This is a genomic window from Streptomyces sp. 63XJN7_1_ISO-PGPR-S23-121, from assembly GCF_056173025.1.
This window is the reverse complement of the sequence record NZ_CM149653.1, coordinates 6,956,802-6,973,864: the sequence shown is the minus strand read 5'-3', so window position 1 is coordinate 6,973,864 and position 17,063 is coordinate 6,956,802. Positions and strand designations below refer to the sequence as shown.

At 72.3% G+C, this 17,063-nt stretch carries 10 protein-coding genes; all 10 read left to right on the top strand.

Annotated elements, in window-relative coordinates:
• Positions 1–189: 189 nt before the first annotated feature.
• The 10 genes from AC0VYN_RS31240 (at position 190) to AC0VYN_RS31195 (ending at position 17,028) form a co-directional block, all read left to right on the top strand.
• Positions 190–6,609 carry an RHS repeat domain-containing protein gene (locus AC0VYN_RS31240; RefSeq protein ID WP_475533675.1) on the top strand — a complete coding sequence of 2,140 codons (6,420 nt, stop codon included), beginning with the start codon at positions 190–192 and terminating at the stop codon, positions 6,607–6,609.
• 6 nt (positions 6,610–6,615) lie between these two features.
• Positions 6,616–7,071 (top strand): hypothetical protein, encoded by a 456-nt coding sequence (locus tag AC0VYN_RS31235; protein WP_475533674.1) that lies wholly within the window; start codon positions 6,616–6,618, stop codon positions 7,069–7,071.
• Between the two features lie 191 nt (positions 7,072–7,262).
• Entirely contained in the window at positions 7,263–8,624 is a 1,362-nt protein-coding gene (locus AC0VYN_RS31230; RefSeq protein WP_475533673.1) for a nitrate/nitrite transporter, read from the top strand.
• 96 nt (positions 8,625–8,720) lie between these two features.
• On the top strand, positions 8,721–9,872 hold the full coding sequence (locus tag AC0VYN_RS31225; RefSeq protein WP_475533672.1) for a uroporphyrinogen-III synthase: 1,152 nt from the start codon (positions 8,721–8,723) through the stop codon (positions 9,870–9,872).
• A 144-nt stretch (positions 9,873–10,016) separates the two neighbouring features.
• Entirely contained in the window at positions 10,017–10,616 is a 600-nt protein-coding gene (locus AC0VYN_RS31220; protein WP_385470461.1) for a CGNR zinc finger domain-containing protein, read from the top strand.
• A 209-nt stretch (positions 10,617–10,825) separates the two neighbouring features.
• Positions 10,826–11,350, top strand: a complete 525-nt coding sequence (locus AC0VYN_RS31215; RefSeq protein WP_385470469.1) for a sigma-70 family RNA polymerase sigma factor — start codon at positions 10,826–10,828, stop codon at positions 11,348–11,350.
• Positions 11,351–11,409: 59 nt separating this feature from the next.
• On the top strand, positions 11,410–12,180 hold the full coding sequence (locus AC0VYN_RS31210) for an anti-sigma factor family protein (protein ID WP_386919920.1): 771 nt from the start codon (positions 11,410–11,412) through the stop codon (positions 12,178–12,180).
• Positions 12,181–12,260: 80 nt separating this feature from the next.
• Complete coding sequence (locus AC0VYN_RS31205; RefSeq protein ID WP_475533671.1) at positions 12,261–14,558, top strand: HelD family protein; 2,298 nt, start codon at positions 12,261–12,263, stop codon at positions 14,556–14,558.
• A 415-nt stretch (positions 14,559–14,973) separates the two neighbouring features.
• Positions 14,974–16,389, top strand: a complete 1,416-nt coding sequence (locus tag AC0VYN_RS31200) for an NAD-dependent malic enzyme (RefSeq protein WP_451688221.1) — start codon at positions 14,974–14,976, stop codon at positions 16,387–16,389.
• A 357-nt stretch (positions 16,390–16,746) separates the two neighbouring features.
• On the top strand, positions 16,747–17,028 hold the full coding sequence (locus AC0VYN_RS31195; RefSeq protein WP_003950507.1) for an HU family DNA-binding protein: 282 nt from the start codon (positions 16,747–16,749) through the stop codon (positions 17,026–17,028).
• Positions 17,029–17,063: the final 35 nt, after the last annotated feature.

The window sequence follows — 17,063 nt, the reverse complement described above, 5'->3', positions numbered from 1 at the left end:
CCGGTCCGGTGCGGCCGCCGCGACGACGTGCGGCCCGATGGTCACCGCATTCCGAACGACGAGTTCGACGACAAACGTGGGGCGGACAACATGAGACTTGGCAGGAGCGCGTCACGTCAGTGGCGGGGCGCGCGACCCCTGGCCGTCGCGGTGTCACTCTGTTTGCTGACACCGCTCGGCCTCACCACGATGGCTCAGGCGGCACCCGGCTCCCCGGGGCGGCCCGACGTGCCCGACCAGCGCGTCAGCAAGGTGTACGAGGTGCGCACCGCCGGGGCGGAGAAGGCCCGGGAGAAGGCGGCCGCGTACCGGAAGGCCAACGACGGACAGGCGAAGCGGGCGGCGGACGAGCGCAGGGGCGGGTGGCCCGGACCGGGCGAGGCCGTCGTCGCGCTGGACGGAAAGCGCGAGGTGGCCGCCGCGCCGGCCGGCGTGCCCGTGAAGGTGCGGCCCGGAGCCCAGGCGCCGGCCGGGGCGGACCCCGAGGCCCGCATCACCGTCCTGGACCAGAAGGCGGCGCGCCGGGCCGGCCTCACCGGTGTGCTGTTCACCGTGGACGCCGGCACCCCCGGGGCCCAGGTCAGTGTCGACTACAGCTCGTTCGCCAGCATGGTCGGCGGCGGCTGGGCAGGCCGGCTGAGGCTGGTCCGGCTGCCGGCGTGCGCGCTGACCACGCCGGACCGGGCCGAGTGCCGCCGGACCACCCCGCTGGCCTCGCATAACGACACCAGGACGCAGACCGTCTCGGCGCAGGCGCCCGTGGCGGCGTCCGGTGCCGGGAGGACGGCCCCGTCGGGCGGCGCCGCGGCGGCGCCGACGGTGCTGGCCGTCACCGCTCTCGCGGCGGGCTCCGGGGAGTCCCCCTCCGGCACCGGTGACTACTCGGCGACCGAGCTGTCCGCGGCCTCGTCCTGGGAGGCGGGCGGCAGCTCCGGCTCCTTCACCTGGTCGCACGACTTCCCGCTCCCGCCGGCCGCGACCGACCCGACGCCGACGCTGTCGCTGTCGTACGACTCCGGCAGCGTGGACGGACGCACCGCGACCACCAACAACCAGGGCACCGCGGTCGGCGAGGGCTTCACCCTCACCGACTCCTACGTGGAGCGGGCGTACGGAAGCTGCGACGACGACGGCCACACGGACGTCTTCGACCACTGCTGGAAGTACGACAACGCGCGTCTCGTCCTGAACGGCAAGTCCACCCGCCTGATCAAGGACGACGACAGCGGCCAGTGGCGACTGGAGGACGACGACGCGTCCAAGGTCGTCCGGTCCACCGGGGCCGACAACGACGACGACAACGGCGAGTACTGGACCGTCGTCACCGGCGACGGCACCAAGTACGTCTTCGGCCTGAACAAGCTAGACGGGGCGGCCGCCGACGTGCGCACCGACTCGGTGTGGACCGTGCCGGTCTTCGGCGACGACTCCGGCGAGCCCGGTTACGACAAGGGCGACGCCTTCGCCGACCGTGCGGCGACCCAGGCCTGGCGGTGGAACCTCGACTACGTCGAGAACACCCGCGGGGGCGCCGCCACCTACTGGTACGCCAAGGAGGCCAACTACTACAAGAAGAACAAGTCCGAGACCGCCGACACCGCGTACACGCGGGGCGGCTACCTCAAGGAGATCCAGTACGGCCTGCGCAAGGGTGCGCTGTTCACGGACAAGGCCGACGCGAAGGTCACCTTCGCGCACGCCGAGCGCTGCACCGCCGACGACTGCGCGAAGCTGACGAAGGACACCGCGAAGAACTGGCCCGACGTGCCGTTCGACGCCATCTGCTCCGACGGCGACAAGGAGTGCGACGCCGCCGGCCCCGCCTTCTTCACCCGCAAGCGGGTGACGGGCGTCAGCACCTTCTCCTGGTCGGCCGCCGAGTCCGCCTACAAGCCCGTGGACACCTGGGACTTCACCCAGAAGTACCTGGACGGCGGCGACATCGGCGACAGCAGCGACCAGACCCTGGCCCTGATGTCCCTGCGGCGCACGGCCAAGGCCGGGACGGCGATCCTCAACGACCCCATCTCCTTCACCTACCAGATGCGGCCCAACCGGGTCGACGCGACCGACGACATCCTCCCGCTGCACCGTCCGCGCATCGCGACGATCACCTCGGAGACCGGCGCCCTGACGACGGTGACGCTGTCCTCCGAGGAGTGCGTCCGCAGCGAGGTCATCAAGGCCCCCGAGGACACCAACACCCGCTCCTGCTACCCGCAGTACTGGAACATCAACGGGGCCGAGAAGGCCGCCGTCGACTGGTTCCACAAGTACCGCGTCCTCGCCGTGAGCACCTCCGACCCCGCGGGCAACAACGACGCGGTGGAGAACGCGTACGACTACTCCGGGGCGGCCTGGCACCACAGCGACGACCCGTTCACCCCCGCCGACGAGCGGACCTGGTCCGACTGGCGCGGCTACCGCCAGGTGACCGTGTACAAGGGCGCGATCGGCACCACCCGGTCCCGGACCGTCTCGCTGTTCCTGCAGGGCATGGACGGCGACAGGAAGGCGGACGGCACGACCCGCTCGGTCTCCGTCGCCCCGCTCGCCGGCCCCGTCCTCGGCCTGGCCACGCTGACCGACAGCCCGCAGTACGCCGGGCAGCTGCGCGAACAGGTCGTGTACTCCGGCGCCACGGCCGTGACGGCCACCGCGCACAAGCCGTGGTCCAAGGACACGGCCCACCAGACGGTCCCCGGCGCCGCCGACCACGACGCCCGCTACGTACGGGCCGGACAGTCCACGACGTACACCTATCTGACGGCGTCGAAGTCCTGGCGGTCCCGCACCGTCACCAACTCCTACGACGACCACGGCATGATCACCTCGGTCGACGACACCGGCGACACCGCCGCGAGCGGCGACGAGACGTGCGCCCGCACCTGGTACGCGCGCAACGACGACGCCGGTCTCACCAGCCTGGTCTCCCGCACCCGGACCGTGGGCAAGGCCTGCTCCGTCATCGACGCCTCCCTGTCCCTGCCCGCCGGCAGCGACAAGCGCGGCGACGTCCTGTCCGACACCGCCTCGGTCTACGACGACCCGCGGGCCACCACGTGGAAGGCCGTGCAGGAACCCGTCACGGGCCAGGTCACCTGGACCGGGCGGGCGACCGGGTACGCCGCCACGGCCGACACGCAGGGCCGGCGCATGCCGACCGGCTGGCAGACGACCAGCACGACGACCTACGACGCCCTGGGCCGCACCGAGGACGTCACGGACGCCGGAGGCTACACCACCACGACCGCGTACACCCCGGCCGCCGCCGGTCCGTTGACGAAGACCGTCGTCACGAACGCCAAGGGCCACGAGACCATCACCTACCTCGACCCGCGGCGCGGGCTCGCCGAGCGCACCTACGACGCGAACCGCCGCAAGACCGAGCTGACCTACGACGCGATGGGCCGGCTGACCGCCGTGTGGCTGCCCAACCGCAACCGGGGCGCGGGCGACACGGCGAACAGCACGTTCGGCTACCAGCTCAGCGCGGCCAAGCCGTCCTGGGTGTCCACCGCCAGGCTCAGGGCCGACGGCAAGACCTACAACACCACCTACGACCTCTACGACGCGCTGCTGCGCAAGCTCCAGACCCAGTCGCCGACCCCGTCGGGCAACGGACGCCTCCTCACCGACACCCGCTACGACAGCCGCGGACTGGCGTACGAGACGTCCGACGACATCTTCGACAGCACGAGCGCGCCCACCGGCACCTACACGCGCTCCGAGTACGGTGAGTCGCCCACGCAGACCATCACCGAGTACGACGGTGCCGAGCGGGAGACCAGCCGTACCGTCTACTTCTTCGGCCAGAAGCGGTGGACGAGCACGAGCAGCTACACCGGCGACTCCTCCGCGACCTCGGCCCTCAAGGGCGGCACCGCCCGGCGCACCGTCGTGGACGCGCGCGGCCGGACCGTCGAGACCCGGGAGTACGCCGGGCAGAGCCCCGCGGACGCCGACTTCGGCGGCACCGGCGGGGCCGCCCACACCTCCGTGCGCACCGCCTGGACGCTCGACGGCAAGGAGCGTCTGGTCACCGGCCCCGACGGGGCCGAGTGGAGCTACGGGTACGACCTCTTCGGCCGGCGGACGGACATCACCGACCCCGACAAGGGCCAGGCCCACACGGAGTACAACGCCCTCGACCAGGCCATGAAGGTCACGGACGCGGGCCAGAAGTCGGTGCTGACCGAGTACGACGAGATCGGGCGCATCACCGCCACCTGGGCCGGCAGCAGGACCGAGGCCAACCAGCTGACGAAGCACACGTACGACGAGGTCGCCAAGGGCAAGCCGGCGGAGTCGGTCCGCTACGTCGGCGGTGCGGCCGGCAAGGCCTACACGCGCCGGGTCACCGAGTACGACAGCCTCGACCGGGCGGTGGCCACGGAGCTCGCGCTCCCCGCCGACGACCCCCTGGTCAAGGCCGGAGTGCCGCAGACCCTGTCGAACACCAGCTACTACAACCTGGACGGCACCCTCCAGAACAGCACCGAACCCGCCCTCGGCGGGCTGCCCGCGGAAACCGTCAAGCGGGGCTACACCCAGCTCGGCCAGGTGAAGTCCCTCAACGGCGCCAGCGGGTACCTGCTGGACACCGACTACTCGGAGCTCGGCCAGCCGCAGCAGCTCGTCCTCGGCACCGCCGACACCGAGGAGCACAAGAAGGCCTACGTCAACCACACCTACGAGGAGGGCACCGGCCGGCTGCTGCGCAGCCGCGTCACCGACCAGACGCACGGTCTGGTCATGGACCTGAACTACACCTTCGACGAGGCCGGGAACGTCACCGCGGTCGGCGACTCGAGCACGGCCCCCGGTGCCCCGCCCGAGACCCAGTGCTTCGCCTACGACGGCTTCCGCCGCCTCACGGAGGCATGGACCCCGGCCTCCCGGAACTGCTCCGACCAGCGGTCCGCCGCCGCCCTCGGGGGCCCGGCTCCGTACTGGACCGGCTACACCTACGACGACGGCGGACAGCGCAGGACCGAGACGGAGCACACCGCCGCCGGTGACACGACCACGACCTACTGCCGCACGGGCACGGCCGAGCACGCGGTGACCGGCACGACCACGAAGGGCGACTGCACCGCCCCGGAGAAGACCTACGACTACACGCCCACCGGGAACACCTGGCACCGCCCCGGTGCCGGCGGCACGCAGGAGCTCACCTGGTCCGCCGAGGGCAGGCTCAGCAAGCTCGCGCAGGGCACGCAGGCGACCGACTACGTCTACGACGCCGACGGCACCCTGCTGGTCCGTGCCGCCTCGAACGGTGAGCGGGTGCTGTACGCCGGTGCCACCGAGGTCCACCTCCGCAAGGACGGCACCACCTGGGCCCAGCGCCGGTACGGCACCGAGGAGACGACCGTCGCCCTGCGCACCAACCAGGGCGGCGCCGTCAAGCTCTACTACCTCGCCGCCGACCACCACGGCACGACGAACCTGGCCCTCGAGGCGGGGACGCAGGCCATCACCCGGCGCTACCTCAACGCCTTCGGCGAGGAGCGCGCGCAGGCCGGCGGCGGCACCTGGGTCGACGACCGCGGGTTCCTCGGCAAGACGCACGACAAGGACACCGGCCTGACCCACGTCGGGGCGCGTGAGTACGACCCCGTGCTCGGCGTCTTCATCAGCGTGGACCCGCTGCTGGAGACGGCGAAGCACCAGTCCCTCAACGGGTACGGGTACGCCGAGAACAACCCGGTGACCCTGTCCGACCCCTCCGGCCAGAGCAACCAGATCAAGTGCACCATGGGCGTGGACTGCAGCATGGACATGATCCTCAGCGACATGTTCGCCGCCCCGCCGTTCGACGCGGGGGGCGGGTCCGGCGGCGGCTCCGGCACCGCCGGCGCGACCTCGATCGTGCCCCCGGGCGGGCTCAACCCGAGCCAGCTCCAGCCGTTCCAGTCCGTGCCGCTGCTGATGGGCCCGGACCCGCTGCCGGTCGAGTACAACATGGACCCGATGATCACCAAGCTGCTCAGGATGATGATGGAGCGGCAGATCCACAACCGCCCGCCGATCGGCCAGCTCGCCAGCAACGAGCACGGCGGCGACGGAAAGGTGCGCAGCGGCGGCCCCTGGACCCTGGCCTTCCGCTGGCTGTGGGGCAGCCCGGAGATGAAGAACCGCACGTCCGACGTCTCCTACGACGGCGACGACGAGCTGACGCAGTCCCTGATCAAGAGCACCAGCATGGCGGACGCGCGCTCCACCATCGCCGCCGAGTACGCCTGGAACGGCAAGAAGAAGGGCCGGGCGGACTACAGCACCACGAAGAACCGGAACAAGGACGACCTCAACTACCTCCAGATGGCCGGTGTCTACGCCTCCGACCTGGGCGGCCTGATCGTCGGCAAGGAGGACCGCAAGGCCCAGGGCGTGCTGGGCTCCTACGCGCTCAGCTACGAGATCACCAAGACCAAGGGGGACACCCTGACCGTTCAGTACCATGCCTGGACCGACATCGACAACGAGTCGTTCGCGCCGGGACACCAGAAGTGGCAGCAGGTGTTCAACAAGACGCCGCAGTACACGGGTGGCTACTTCGCCGGCTTCCGGGTCGACGTCAAGTGGCAGGAAACCATCTACCAGTAGGTTGACGTGAAGGTACGACGTACAGGCACGGCGATCGCGGTCCTTCCCTGTCTCGTCCTGCTCGGCATCTCCGCCCTGGCGGGGTGCGGGCGGGACGAGGGGGCCGAACTCGGCAGCGAGCAGCTCACGGGCGTCTGGCAGGGCGCCGGGGGAGGCACCGTGGAGTTCGGGGCCGACGGGCGGTTCGAGATGACGGGCATCCCGCGCGACGCCGTCGTCTTCAGCTTCAGCGACCCCCCGCCGGGGGGCGGACGGCTCTCCGGCGCGGGCGAGTGGGAGCTCGACGGCGGCGGCACGGGCGGCACCGTCGAGCTCGGCTTCGACGCCGGAGGCTCCTTCTCCGGCGACGGGGAGTCCACGCTCCTCCAGGTGAAGGAGGCGGGCGACCGTCCCGTGCTCTACTTCGACACCGACGCCGACAAGGCGTACGGCTACGAGGTACGGCGCGTCGCACAGCGGTGAACGGCCCGGCCCGGTCCCCTCACGACGAGGGGGCCGGGCCGCTGTCGTACCGCGGGGACGCGGCGACCTCTCACCCCGGCGCCGTGCGGGGTGAGAGCGACGTTCCCTGCCGGTCACCCGTAGCCCCACCGGCACGAAACGCGGCCTTCCTAGCGTGTGTGCGACCGAGCCCCGGAGCGCGTGGAGGCGTCATGACAGTCCCTGGCGGCCGCTGGATCCAGCACTGGGATCCCGAGGACGAGACCTTCTGGAAGGAGACGGGGGAGCGGGTCGCCCGGCGCAACCTGTTCTTCTCCGTCCTCTCCGAGCACATCGGGTTCTCGGTGTGGACGCTGTGGTCCGTCCTGGTGCTCTTCATGGGGCCCGAGTACGGGCTGACGCCGGCCGACAAGTTCCTGCTGACGTCCGTGGTGACGCTGGTCGGTGCCGTCGTGCGGGTGCCCTACACCTTCGCCGTGGCGGTCTTCGGCGGGCGGAACTGGACGGTCGTCTCCGCCGGGCTGCTGCTCGTCCCGACCGTCGCGGCCTTCGCGGTCATGGAGCCGGGGACGTCCTTCGGGACCTTCCTCCTGGTCGGGCTGCTGGCCGGCATCGGCGGCGGCAACTTCGCCTCCTCCATGACCAACATCAACGCCTTCTTCCCGCTCCGGAGGAAGGGCTGGGCGCTCGGCCTCAACGCCGGGGGCGGGAACATCGGCGTGCCGGTCATCCAGCTCGCCGCGCTGGCGATCATCGGGGCGAGCGGCGGACCCCGGGTGCTGCTCGGCATCTACATCCCGCTGATCCTGGTGGCCGCCGTCCTCACCGCCCGCTTCATGGACAACCTCGCGTCCGTCAGGAACGACACCGGGGCCGCCAGGGACGCGGCCCGTGACCCGCACACCTGGATCATGTCCGTGCTGTACATCGGCACGTTCGGCTCGTTCATCGGCTACAGCTTCGCCTTCGGGCAGGTGCTCCAGACCCAGTTCGGGCGCACCCCGCTCCAGGCCGCGTACCTCACCTTCATCGGCCCGCTGCTCGGCTCCCTGATCCGGCCGCTGGGCGGCAGGCTCGCCGACCGCTACGGCGGCGCGCGCATCACGCTGGGCAACTTCGTGGCCATGGCCGCCGCCACCGCCGTGCTCGTCGCGGCCAGCACGGCCAGGTCCCTCGCGCTGTTCGTGACCGCGTTCGTGGTGCTGTTCGTGCTCAGCGGGCTCGGCAACGGGTCGACGTTCAAGATGATCCCCGGGATCTTCCAGAACAAGGCGCTCGCCCGGGGACTGACGGGGGAGGAGGCCGTGGCGTACGGGCGACGGCTCTCGGGTGCCGCCATGGGGCTGATCGGCGCCGTGGGCGCGCTCGGCGGCGTCGCCATCAACCTCGCCTTCCGGCAGTCGTTCCTCTCCCTCGGCTCCGGCACCGGCGCCTTCGTCGCGTTCCTCGCCTTCTACGCCGTCTGCTTCGCCGTCACCTGGGCGGTATACCTTCGCCGCCCCGCCGTACGGACGCCGGACGGGCCCGGCGACCCGGCGCGGGCGACGGACCGGCCCGGCTACGCCCGGGTATGACGTAACACTGGGGACACGCGGTGGAACCGGGCCCGTCACGCGCCGTTGACAGGCTCGGTCGCCGTACAGGCAGGTACGACGACCGGAACGAGAGCGATGGACGACGAACAGCGGCAACCGGACCACGGCCCCCTCGCCGGATTCACCGTGGGCGTGACCGCCGCGCGCCGCGCCGACGAGCTGGGCGCGCTGCTCCGGCGGCGCGGCGCCGCCGTCCTGCACGCCCCGGCGCTGCGGATCGTGCCGCTCGCCGACGACAGCGAGCTGCTGGCCGCGACCAAACAGCTGATCGACCAGGCGCCGGACGTCGTGGTGGCCACCACCGCCATCGGCTTCCGGGGCTGGGTGGAGGCCGCCGACGGCTGGGGGCTCGGCGACGCCCTGCTGGCGCGGCTGCGCACGGTGGAGCTGCTCGCACGCGGCCCCAAGGTCAAGGGAGCGGTGCGCGCCGCCGGTCTGACGGAGCGGTGGTCGCCGTCCTCCGAGTCCATGGCCGAGGTGCTGGACCGGCTCCTGGGCCAGGGCGTCGACGGCCGCCGGGTCGCCGTACAGCTCCACGGCGAGCCGCTGCCGGGGTTCGTGGAGGCGCTGCGGGAGGGCGGCGCCGTGGTCGTCGGGGTGCCCGTGTACCGGTGGCTGCCGCCGGAGGACCTCGGGCCCGTGGACCGGCTGCTGGACGCCGTCGTCGCGCGGGGCGTGGACGCCCTGACGTTCACCAGCGCGCCCGCCGCCGCCTCCTTCCTGGGCCGCGCCGAGGAGCGCGGTCTGCTGCCCGGGCTGCTCGCCGCCCTCGGCCACGACGTGCTGCCCGCCTGCGTCGGGCCGGTCACCGCGGTGCCGCTCCAGGCGCACGGCGTCGGCACCCTCCAGCCCGAGCGCTTCCGGCTCGGGCCCCTCGTGCAGTTGCTGTGCCAGGAACTGCCGGCCCGGGCCCGCTCGCTGCCGGTCGCCGGGCACCGGGTGGAGATCCGCGGCCACGCCGTGCTGGTCGACGGGGAGCTCAAGTCGGTGCCGCCCGCCGGGATGTCCCTGCTGCGGACGCTGTCCCGGCGGCCGGGCTGGGTCGTGCCCCGCGCCGAACTGCTGCGGGCGCTGCCGGGTGCCGGGCGCAACGAACACGCCGTGGAGACGGCGATGGCCCGGCTGCGGACGGCCCTCGGGACGCCGAAGCTGATCCAGACGGTGGTCAAGCGCGGCTACCGGCTGGCCCTGGACCCGGCCACCGACGCGAAGTACGCCGACGACTGACCCCGGGGCCGCGCCACCCCGCACGGCGCGGGCGGTACGAGGGGTTCCGGGCGGGGGGACGGACGGGCACTGTAGAGGGAGCGGTCCACCTGCTCCCCTCCCCGGCCCGTTCCACCCGGGCAACTCCTAGGCGGTGACAGGAACATGGCACTGGGTACGGTGACAGACGCCTACGAGCTGCGGTTCGACACCGGGCGGGTCTGTCTGGACCTCCTCGCCACCACCCACCCCGTCGAACGGCTCGACTCCGTCGCGGCGCTGCGCGCCTGGATCACCGGTTCCGGGATCGTCCCGCCGGGCACGCCCCTGGCCCACGCCGACGGCTCCTGGCTGGCGGCCTTCCGCGAACTGCGCTGCCAGACCGCCCGGCTGGTGCGCGCCCGCGCCCCGCGCGCCCCCGCCCCCGGCGGGCCCCGCGACCTCGCGCTCGCCCGCGTCAACGACCTCGCCCGCGCCGCGCCCCCGGCCCCCCGCGCGGTGCGCGGCGAGGACGGCCTGCTGGTGCGGGAACTGACGGCGCCCGTGGAGTGCGCCGCGCTGCTCGGCGCGCTTGCCCGGGACGCCGTCGAACTGCTCACCGATCCCGTCGCGCGGGCGTGCCTGCGGCAGTGCGCGGGCGACAACTGCCCGATCGTGTACGTGGACACCTCCCGGGGCCGCCGCAGGCGCTGGTGCTCCAGCGAGATCTGCGGGAACCGCGAACGCGTCGCCCGGCACCGCCGCCGCGCCGCCCTCGCCCGCTGAGGCGGGGCGGGATGTACCCCCGTGTCCGCCCCTGCCCCCTTCGTCGCGCCGCCCCCGAGAAAACTGTCACGCCGCTTTGAACACCCCGCACCCGGCGTCCGTACCGGATGGGCGAGCGACCTGACTGGGGGAACCCCCGGACACCGGAGGTGGGCGTGCGCAAGGATTCCGTCGTGGCCAGTGAACGTGGTGCGAGGGCCCGGCATCGCATGTCCCAGTCCTCCTCGGAGCCCGACGAGGACCTGATGCGCGCCCTGTACCGGGAGCACGCGGGCCCCTTGCTGGCGTACGTGCTGCGGCTGGTCGCGGGGGACCGGCAGCGCGCCGAGGACGTCGTCCAGGAGACGCTCATCCGTGCCTGGAAGAACGCCGGTCAGCTCAACCGTGCGACCGGATCGGTACGCCCCTGGCTGGTGACGGTCGCACGGCGCATCGTCATCGACGGCCACCGCAGCCGGCAGGCCCGGCCGCAGGAGGTCGATCCGTCGCCGCTGGAGGTCATCCCCGCGGAGGACGAGATCGACAAGGCGCTGTGGCTGATGACGCTGTCGGACGCGCTCGACGACCTGACCCCGGCCCACCGGGAGGTCCTCGTCGAGACGTACTTCAAGGGGCGTACCGTCAATGAGGCGGCGCAGACACTGGGCATACCCAGCGGCACCGTTCGCTCCCGGGTGTTCTACGCCCTGCGTTCGATGAAGCTGGCTCTGGAGGAGCGGGGGGTGACGGCGTGATGAGCGGGTACGGGGGATTCCAGGGGTTCGGCGCGGGCGACGCGGGTAGTTCTGCCCCCATGCAGGGACCATCGGTGCCGAACGAACACGAGACCGTCGGCGCCTACGCCCTCGGCATTCTCGACGACGCCGAAGCGACCGCTTTCGAGGCGCATCTCGCCGGCTGCGAGTGGTGCGCCCAGCAGCTCGACGAGCTGGCCGGCCTGGAGCCCATGATGGCCGCCCTCGCCGACCTGCCGGGCACGGGCACCCCCGCGATCGCCGAGTCGCTGACCGCCAGGCCGGGCCCGCGGCTGGCCGAGAAGCTCGTCGACGAGGTCGCCGAGCGCCGTGCGCGCAAACGCCGCCGCAACTTCTACCTGGTGGGCACCGCGGCCGCACTGATCGTCGGCGGCCCGTTCGCCGCGGTGGCGACGACCAGCGGCGGTGACGACGGCGGCCGGCGGACCGAGGCACGGGAGAGCGCCGGCCCCGCCGCGTCCGCCTTCGCCGCCCTGCCCGACCGGGTCACCGCGACCGACCCGACCACCAAGGTCAGCGCGACCGTGGCCCTGGAGAAGAAGGCCTGGGGCACCGACGCCGTCCTGGAGCTGAAGAACGTCAAGGGCCCCGAGAAGTGCTCCCTGATCGCCGTCGGCAAGAACGGCGAGCGCGAGACGCTCGCCTCCTGGTCGGTCCCCAACTGGGGGTACGGCATCCCGGGCGCCGCCACGGACAAGGCGAAGGAGCCGCTCTACGTGCACGGCGGCGCCGCCCTCGAACCCAACGAGATCGACCACTTCGAGGTCATGACCTTCGACGGCGAGCGGCTCGTGGAGGTGGACCGGTAGCCCCTTCGGACCGCCCCGTGGCCTCCCGGCCCCCCTTCGCGTACGGTTGACGGCTGCCCAGCACGTCAGAAGGGGGCCCGGTGGCCGCACAGGCACAACAGGACTCGGCGGTCGAATCGGTGCACGACTCCGTACGCGACCGAGAGATCAGCGTGGAACAGGTACACCTGGACCGGGTGTACCGCCGTCTCGAGGAGAAGATCCACGAGGCGGAGTTCCTCATGCAGGACGCGGCCCGGCGCGGCCACGTCGGCACCCCCGGCGCGCTCGCCGAGCGCGACGCGCAGGTCTTCCGGGCGGGCATCCACCTGAACCGCCTCAACAACGAGTTCGAGGACTTCCTCTTCGGCCGGATCGACCTGCTCCTCGGCAAGGACGGCAAGAAGGGCGCGGACGGCGCGTACACGGCCGTCGAGCCGGCCGAGGGCGCGGTACGGGCCGACGACACCGCCGATGTCGCCGAGACCCTGCACATCGGCCGCATCGGCGTCCTGGACGAGGACTACGCGCCGCTGGTCATCGACTGGCGGGCGCCCGCCGCCGCGCCGTTCTACCGCTCCACGCCCGTCGACCCGGGCCGGGTCGTGCGCCGCAGGGTCATCCGGTCCAAGGGCCGGCGCGTCCTGGGCGTCGAGGACGACCTGATGCGGCCCGAGATCACGGCGTACCTGGACGGCGAGGCGCTGCCCGTCGTCGGCGACGGCGCCCTGATGGCCGCCCTCGGCCAGGCCCGCACCCACAGCATGCGGGACATCGTCGCCTCCATCCAGGCCGAGCAGGACCTGGTCATCCGTGCCCCCGCCGCCTCCGTGACGTACGTCGAGGGCGGTCCCGGCACCGGCAAGACCGCCGTCGCCCTGCACCGGGCGGCGTACCTGCTCTACCAGGACCGGCGCCGCTACTCGGGCGGCATCCTGATCGTCTCGCCGACCCCGCTGCTCGTGGCGTACACCGAGGGCGTGCTGCCCTCCCTCGGCGAGGAGGGGCAGGTCGCCATCCGCGCCATCGGCTCCCTCGTCGACGGCGCCGGGGCCACGCTGTACGACTCCCCGGCCGTCGCCCGCGCCAAGGGCTCCTCGCGGATGCTCAGGGTGCTGCGCAGGGCCGCGCGGGGGGCGCTGGAGTCGGACGGCGCGCCGTCCCTGCTGCGGGTCGTCGCCTTCGGCCGGCGGCTCGAACTGGAGGCGGAGGAGCTGGCCGCCGTCCGCCGCACGGTGCTCGGCGGCACGGCACCCGTCAACCTGCTGCGCCCCCGGGCCCGCCGGCTGCTCCTGGACGCCCTGTGGGGCAGGTCCGGTGCCGCCTCCCGCCACAGCGACCCGGAGCTGGCCGCCGAGCTGCGTTCGTCCTTCGACGAGGACGTCAGCGCCGAGGACTCCTTCATCGCCTTCTTGGACGCCTGGTGGCCGGAGCTGACGCCCGGTGCCGTGCTGGCGGCCATGGCGGACGAGAAGCGGCTGGGCCGCTGGGCACGGCGGATCCTCAACCCCGGCGAGGTCCGCAAGGTGGCCCGGTCGCTGCGCCGCGACGGCCACTCCGTGCACGACATCGCGCTGCTCGACGAGCTCCAGGCCCTCCTCGGCACCCCGGCCCGACCCCGCAGGCGGCGCGAGCTGGACCCTTTGGACCAGCTCACCGGCCTCGAGGAGCTGATGCCGCAGCGCGAGGAGACCCAGTGGGAGCGTGCCGAGCGGCTGGCGCAGGAGCGCACCGAGTACGCGCACGTCATCGTCGACGAGGCGCAGGACCTCACGCCCATGCAGTGGCGGATGGTCGGCCGCCGCGGCCGGCACGCCACGTGGACCGTCGTCGGCGACCCGGCCCAGTCCTCCTGGTCCGACCCCGACGAGGCGGCGGCGGCCCGTGACGAGGCCCTGGGCAGCCGTCCCCGGCGGCGCTTCGAGCTCACCGTGAACTACCGCAACCCGGCCGAGATCGCCGAGCTGGCGGCCCGGGTGCTCGCCCTCGCCATGCCGGGGTCCGAGGCGCCGACGGCGGTCCGCTCGACCGGCGTCGAGCCGCGCTTCGCCGTCGCCGGGGACGCCCTCGCGGCGACCGTGCGGGCGGAGGCGGCCCGGCTGCTGGACCTCGTCGACGGCACCGTCGGCGTCGTCGTGGCCATGAACCGCCGCGAGGAGGCCCGGCGCTGGCTCGCCGGGCTCGGTGACCGGGTGGTGGCGCTGGGCAGCCTGGAGGCCAAGGGCCTGGAGTACGACGCGACCGTCGTCGTCTCGCCGGCGGAGATCGCGGACGAGTCGCCCGCCGGGCTGCGGGTGCTCTACGTCGCCCTGACCCGGGCCACCCAGCAGCTCACGATCGTCTCGTGCGACCGGGACGAGCCGGACGCGGCCGGGGTGCCGGACCTGCTGCGCGACTGAGCGCACGCGAACGACGAGAAGGCCCGCGCCGTCGTACGGCGCGGGCCTTCCGCGATGTTCAAGTGGCACCGACCCGCCATGCTCGCCTCGCGGCAAGTGGTCGCTCGTAGCGACGATGGTTGGGCCCGGGGGCTTGGATCGAGCCGGTGCCACGTCCAAGGTAACAAACGATCCCCGCAAGACAATTCCCGTCCCGCGACTTCTTTCGTGCGGGCGACCGCCGCTCGGGGGAACCTCTTCCGTCGACGCCCCGCTTCTCGTATGGTGGAAGTCGTTTTCCGAAAAAAGCTCTCCTCCGGTCGGACGGCGCGCGAACAAAAAGTTCGCAATCCGGGGCGGCTACCACGTACCCGGTGGTAGGTGCGACGATCGGACGGCACAACAAGCGACACGGTGAAAGCAGAGGAAGTCGGCCATGGCAACGGCGCCCAGCGTCTCCTACTCGATGACCATCAGGTTGGAGGTGCCCGCGAGCGGAACGGCCGTCTCGCAGCTCACCACCGCCGTGGAGTCCTCCGGCGGCTCGGTGACCGGCCTCGACGTCACCGCGTCCGGCCACGACAAGCTGCGGATCGACGTCACCATCGCGGCCGGCTCGACCTCCCACGCCGACGAGATCGTCGAGGAGCTGCGCGGCATCGAGGGCGTCATCCTCGGCAAGGTCTCCGACCGTACGTTCCTGATGCACCTCGGCGGCAAGATCGAGATGGCGTCGAAGCACCCCATCCGCAACCGTGACGACCTGTCCATGGTCTACACGCCCGGTGTGGCCCGCGTCTGCATGGCGATCGCCGAGAACCCCGAGGACGCCCGCCGCCTGACCATCAAGCGCAACTCCGTTGCGGTCGTGACGGACGGCTCCGCGGTGCTGGGCCTCGGCAACATCGGCCCCAAGGCGGCGCTGCCGGTCATGGAGGGCAAGGCGGCCCTGTTCAAGCGCTTCGCCGGCATCGACGCATGGCCGCTGTGCCTCGACACCCAGGACACCGACGCGATCGTCGAGATCGTCAAGGCCATCGCCCCGGGCTTCGCCGGCATCAACCTCGAGGACATCTCCGCGCCGCGCTGCTTCGAGATCGAGGCCCGGCTGCGCGAGGCCCTCGACATCCCCGTCTTCCACGACGACCAGCACGGCACCGCGATCGTCGTCCTCGCCGCCCTCACCAACGCCCTGCGCGTGGTGGGCAAGCCCATCGAGAACGTGCGCGTCGTGATGTCCGGCGCCGGCGCCGCCGGCACGGCCATCCTCAAGCTGCTGCTCGCCGCGGGCGTCAAGAACGCCGTCGTCGCCGACATCCACGGCGTCGTCCACTCCGGCCGCGCCGACCTGGTCGACGCCGCGCCCGAGTCGGCGCTGCGCTGGATCGCCGACAACACCAACCCGGAGGGCCTGACCGGCACCCTGAAGGAGGCGGTGCACGGCGCCGACGTCTTCATCGGTGTCTCCGCCCCCAACGTCCTGGACGGCGACGACGTGGCCGCCATGGCCGACGGCGCGATCGTGTTCGCGCTCGCGAACCCCGACCCCGAGGTGGACCCGGCAATCGCCCGCCAGACGGCGGCGGTTGTGGCCACCGGCCGCTCCGACTTCCCGAACCAGATCAACAACGTGCTGGTCTTCCCGGGCGTCTTCCGCGGCCTGCTGGACGCCCAGTCCCGCACGGTCAACACCGAGATGATGCTGGCCGCCGCGAAGGCCCTCGCGGACGTGGTGACCGAGGACGAGATCAACCCGAACTACATCATCCCCAGCGTCTTCAACGACAAGGTCGCCGGTGCCGTCGCGGGCGCCGTGCGCGAGGCGGCCAAGGCCGCCGGCGTGGCGTCGTAGGGACCCGGGACAGGGGCACGGCGGCCCGTGGCGTGGCTGTGAGGATCGCCACGACGGGCCGCCGTACCGGCGCGTCGCGGAACGGAGCGCCTCGGAGCGCCCTCTAGGGTGGCGCCAGACCAGGGCCCCGGCCCTCGCCGTATGACTCCCAAGGGTGTTCTCACGACTCCTGGGGGTGCCGGATTGGCATTACCGCCGCAGGTGCAGGCAGGATGCCTGTCTGGGCGCGAGGGCCCGACGACGGACCCGGGTGAGGGCACTGTCCGAGGTCCCTGGCAGCATCGGCTTTCGCTGTGCCCGCATGCGGCTCCGCCGCGTGGCACGCCTCAACGGCAAGAAGAACACGGGAGTAACAACATGAACCGCAGTGAGCTGGTGGCCGCGCTGGCCGACCGCGCCGAGGTGACCCGCAAGGACGCCGACGCCGTTCTGGCCGCGTTCGCCGAGGTCGTCGGCGACATCGTCTCCAAGGGCGACGAGAAGGTCACCATCCCCGGCTTCCTGACCTTCGAGCGCACGCACCGTGCCGCTCGCACCGCCCGCAACCCGCAGACCGGCGAGCCGATCCAGATCCCGGCCGGCTACAGCGTGAAGGTCTCCGCGGGCTCGAAGCTCAAGGAAGCCGCCAAGGGTAAGTAAGCGTCCGCGCTCCGCTCGGAGTGCCGGGGGCTGTG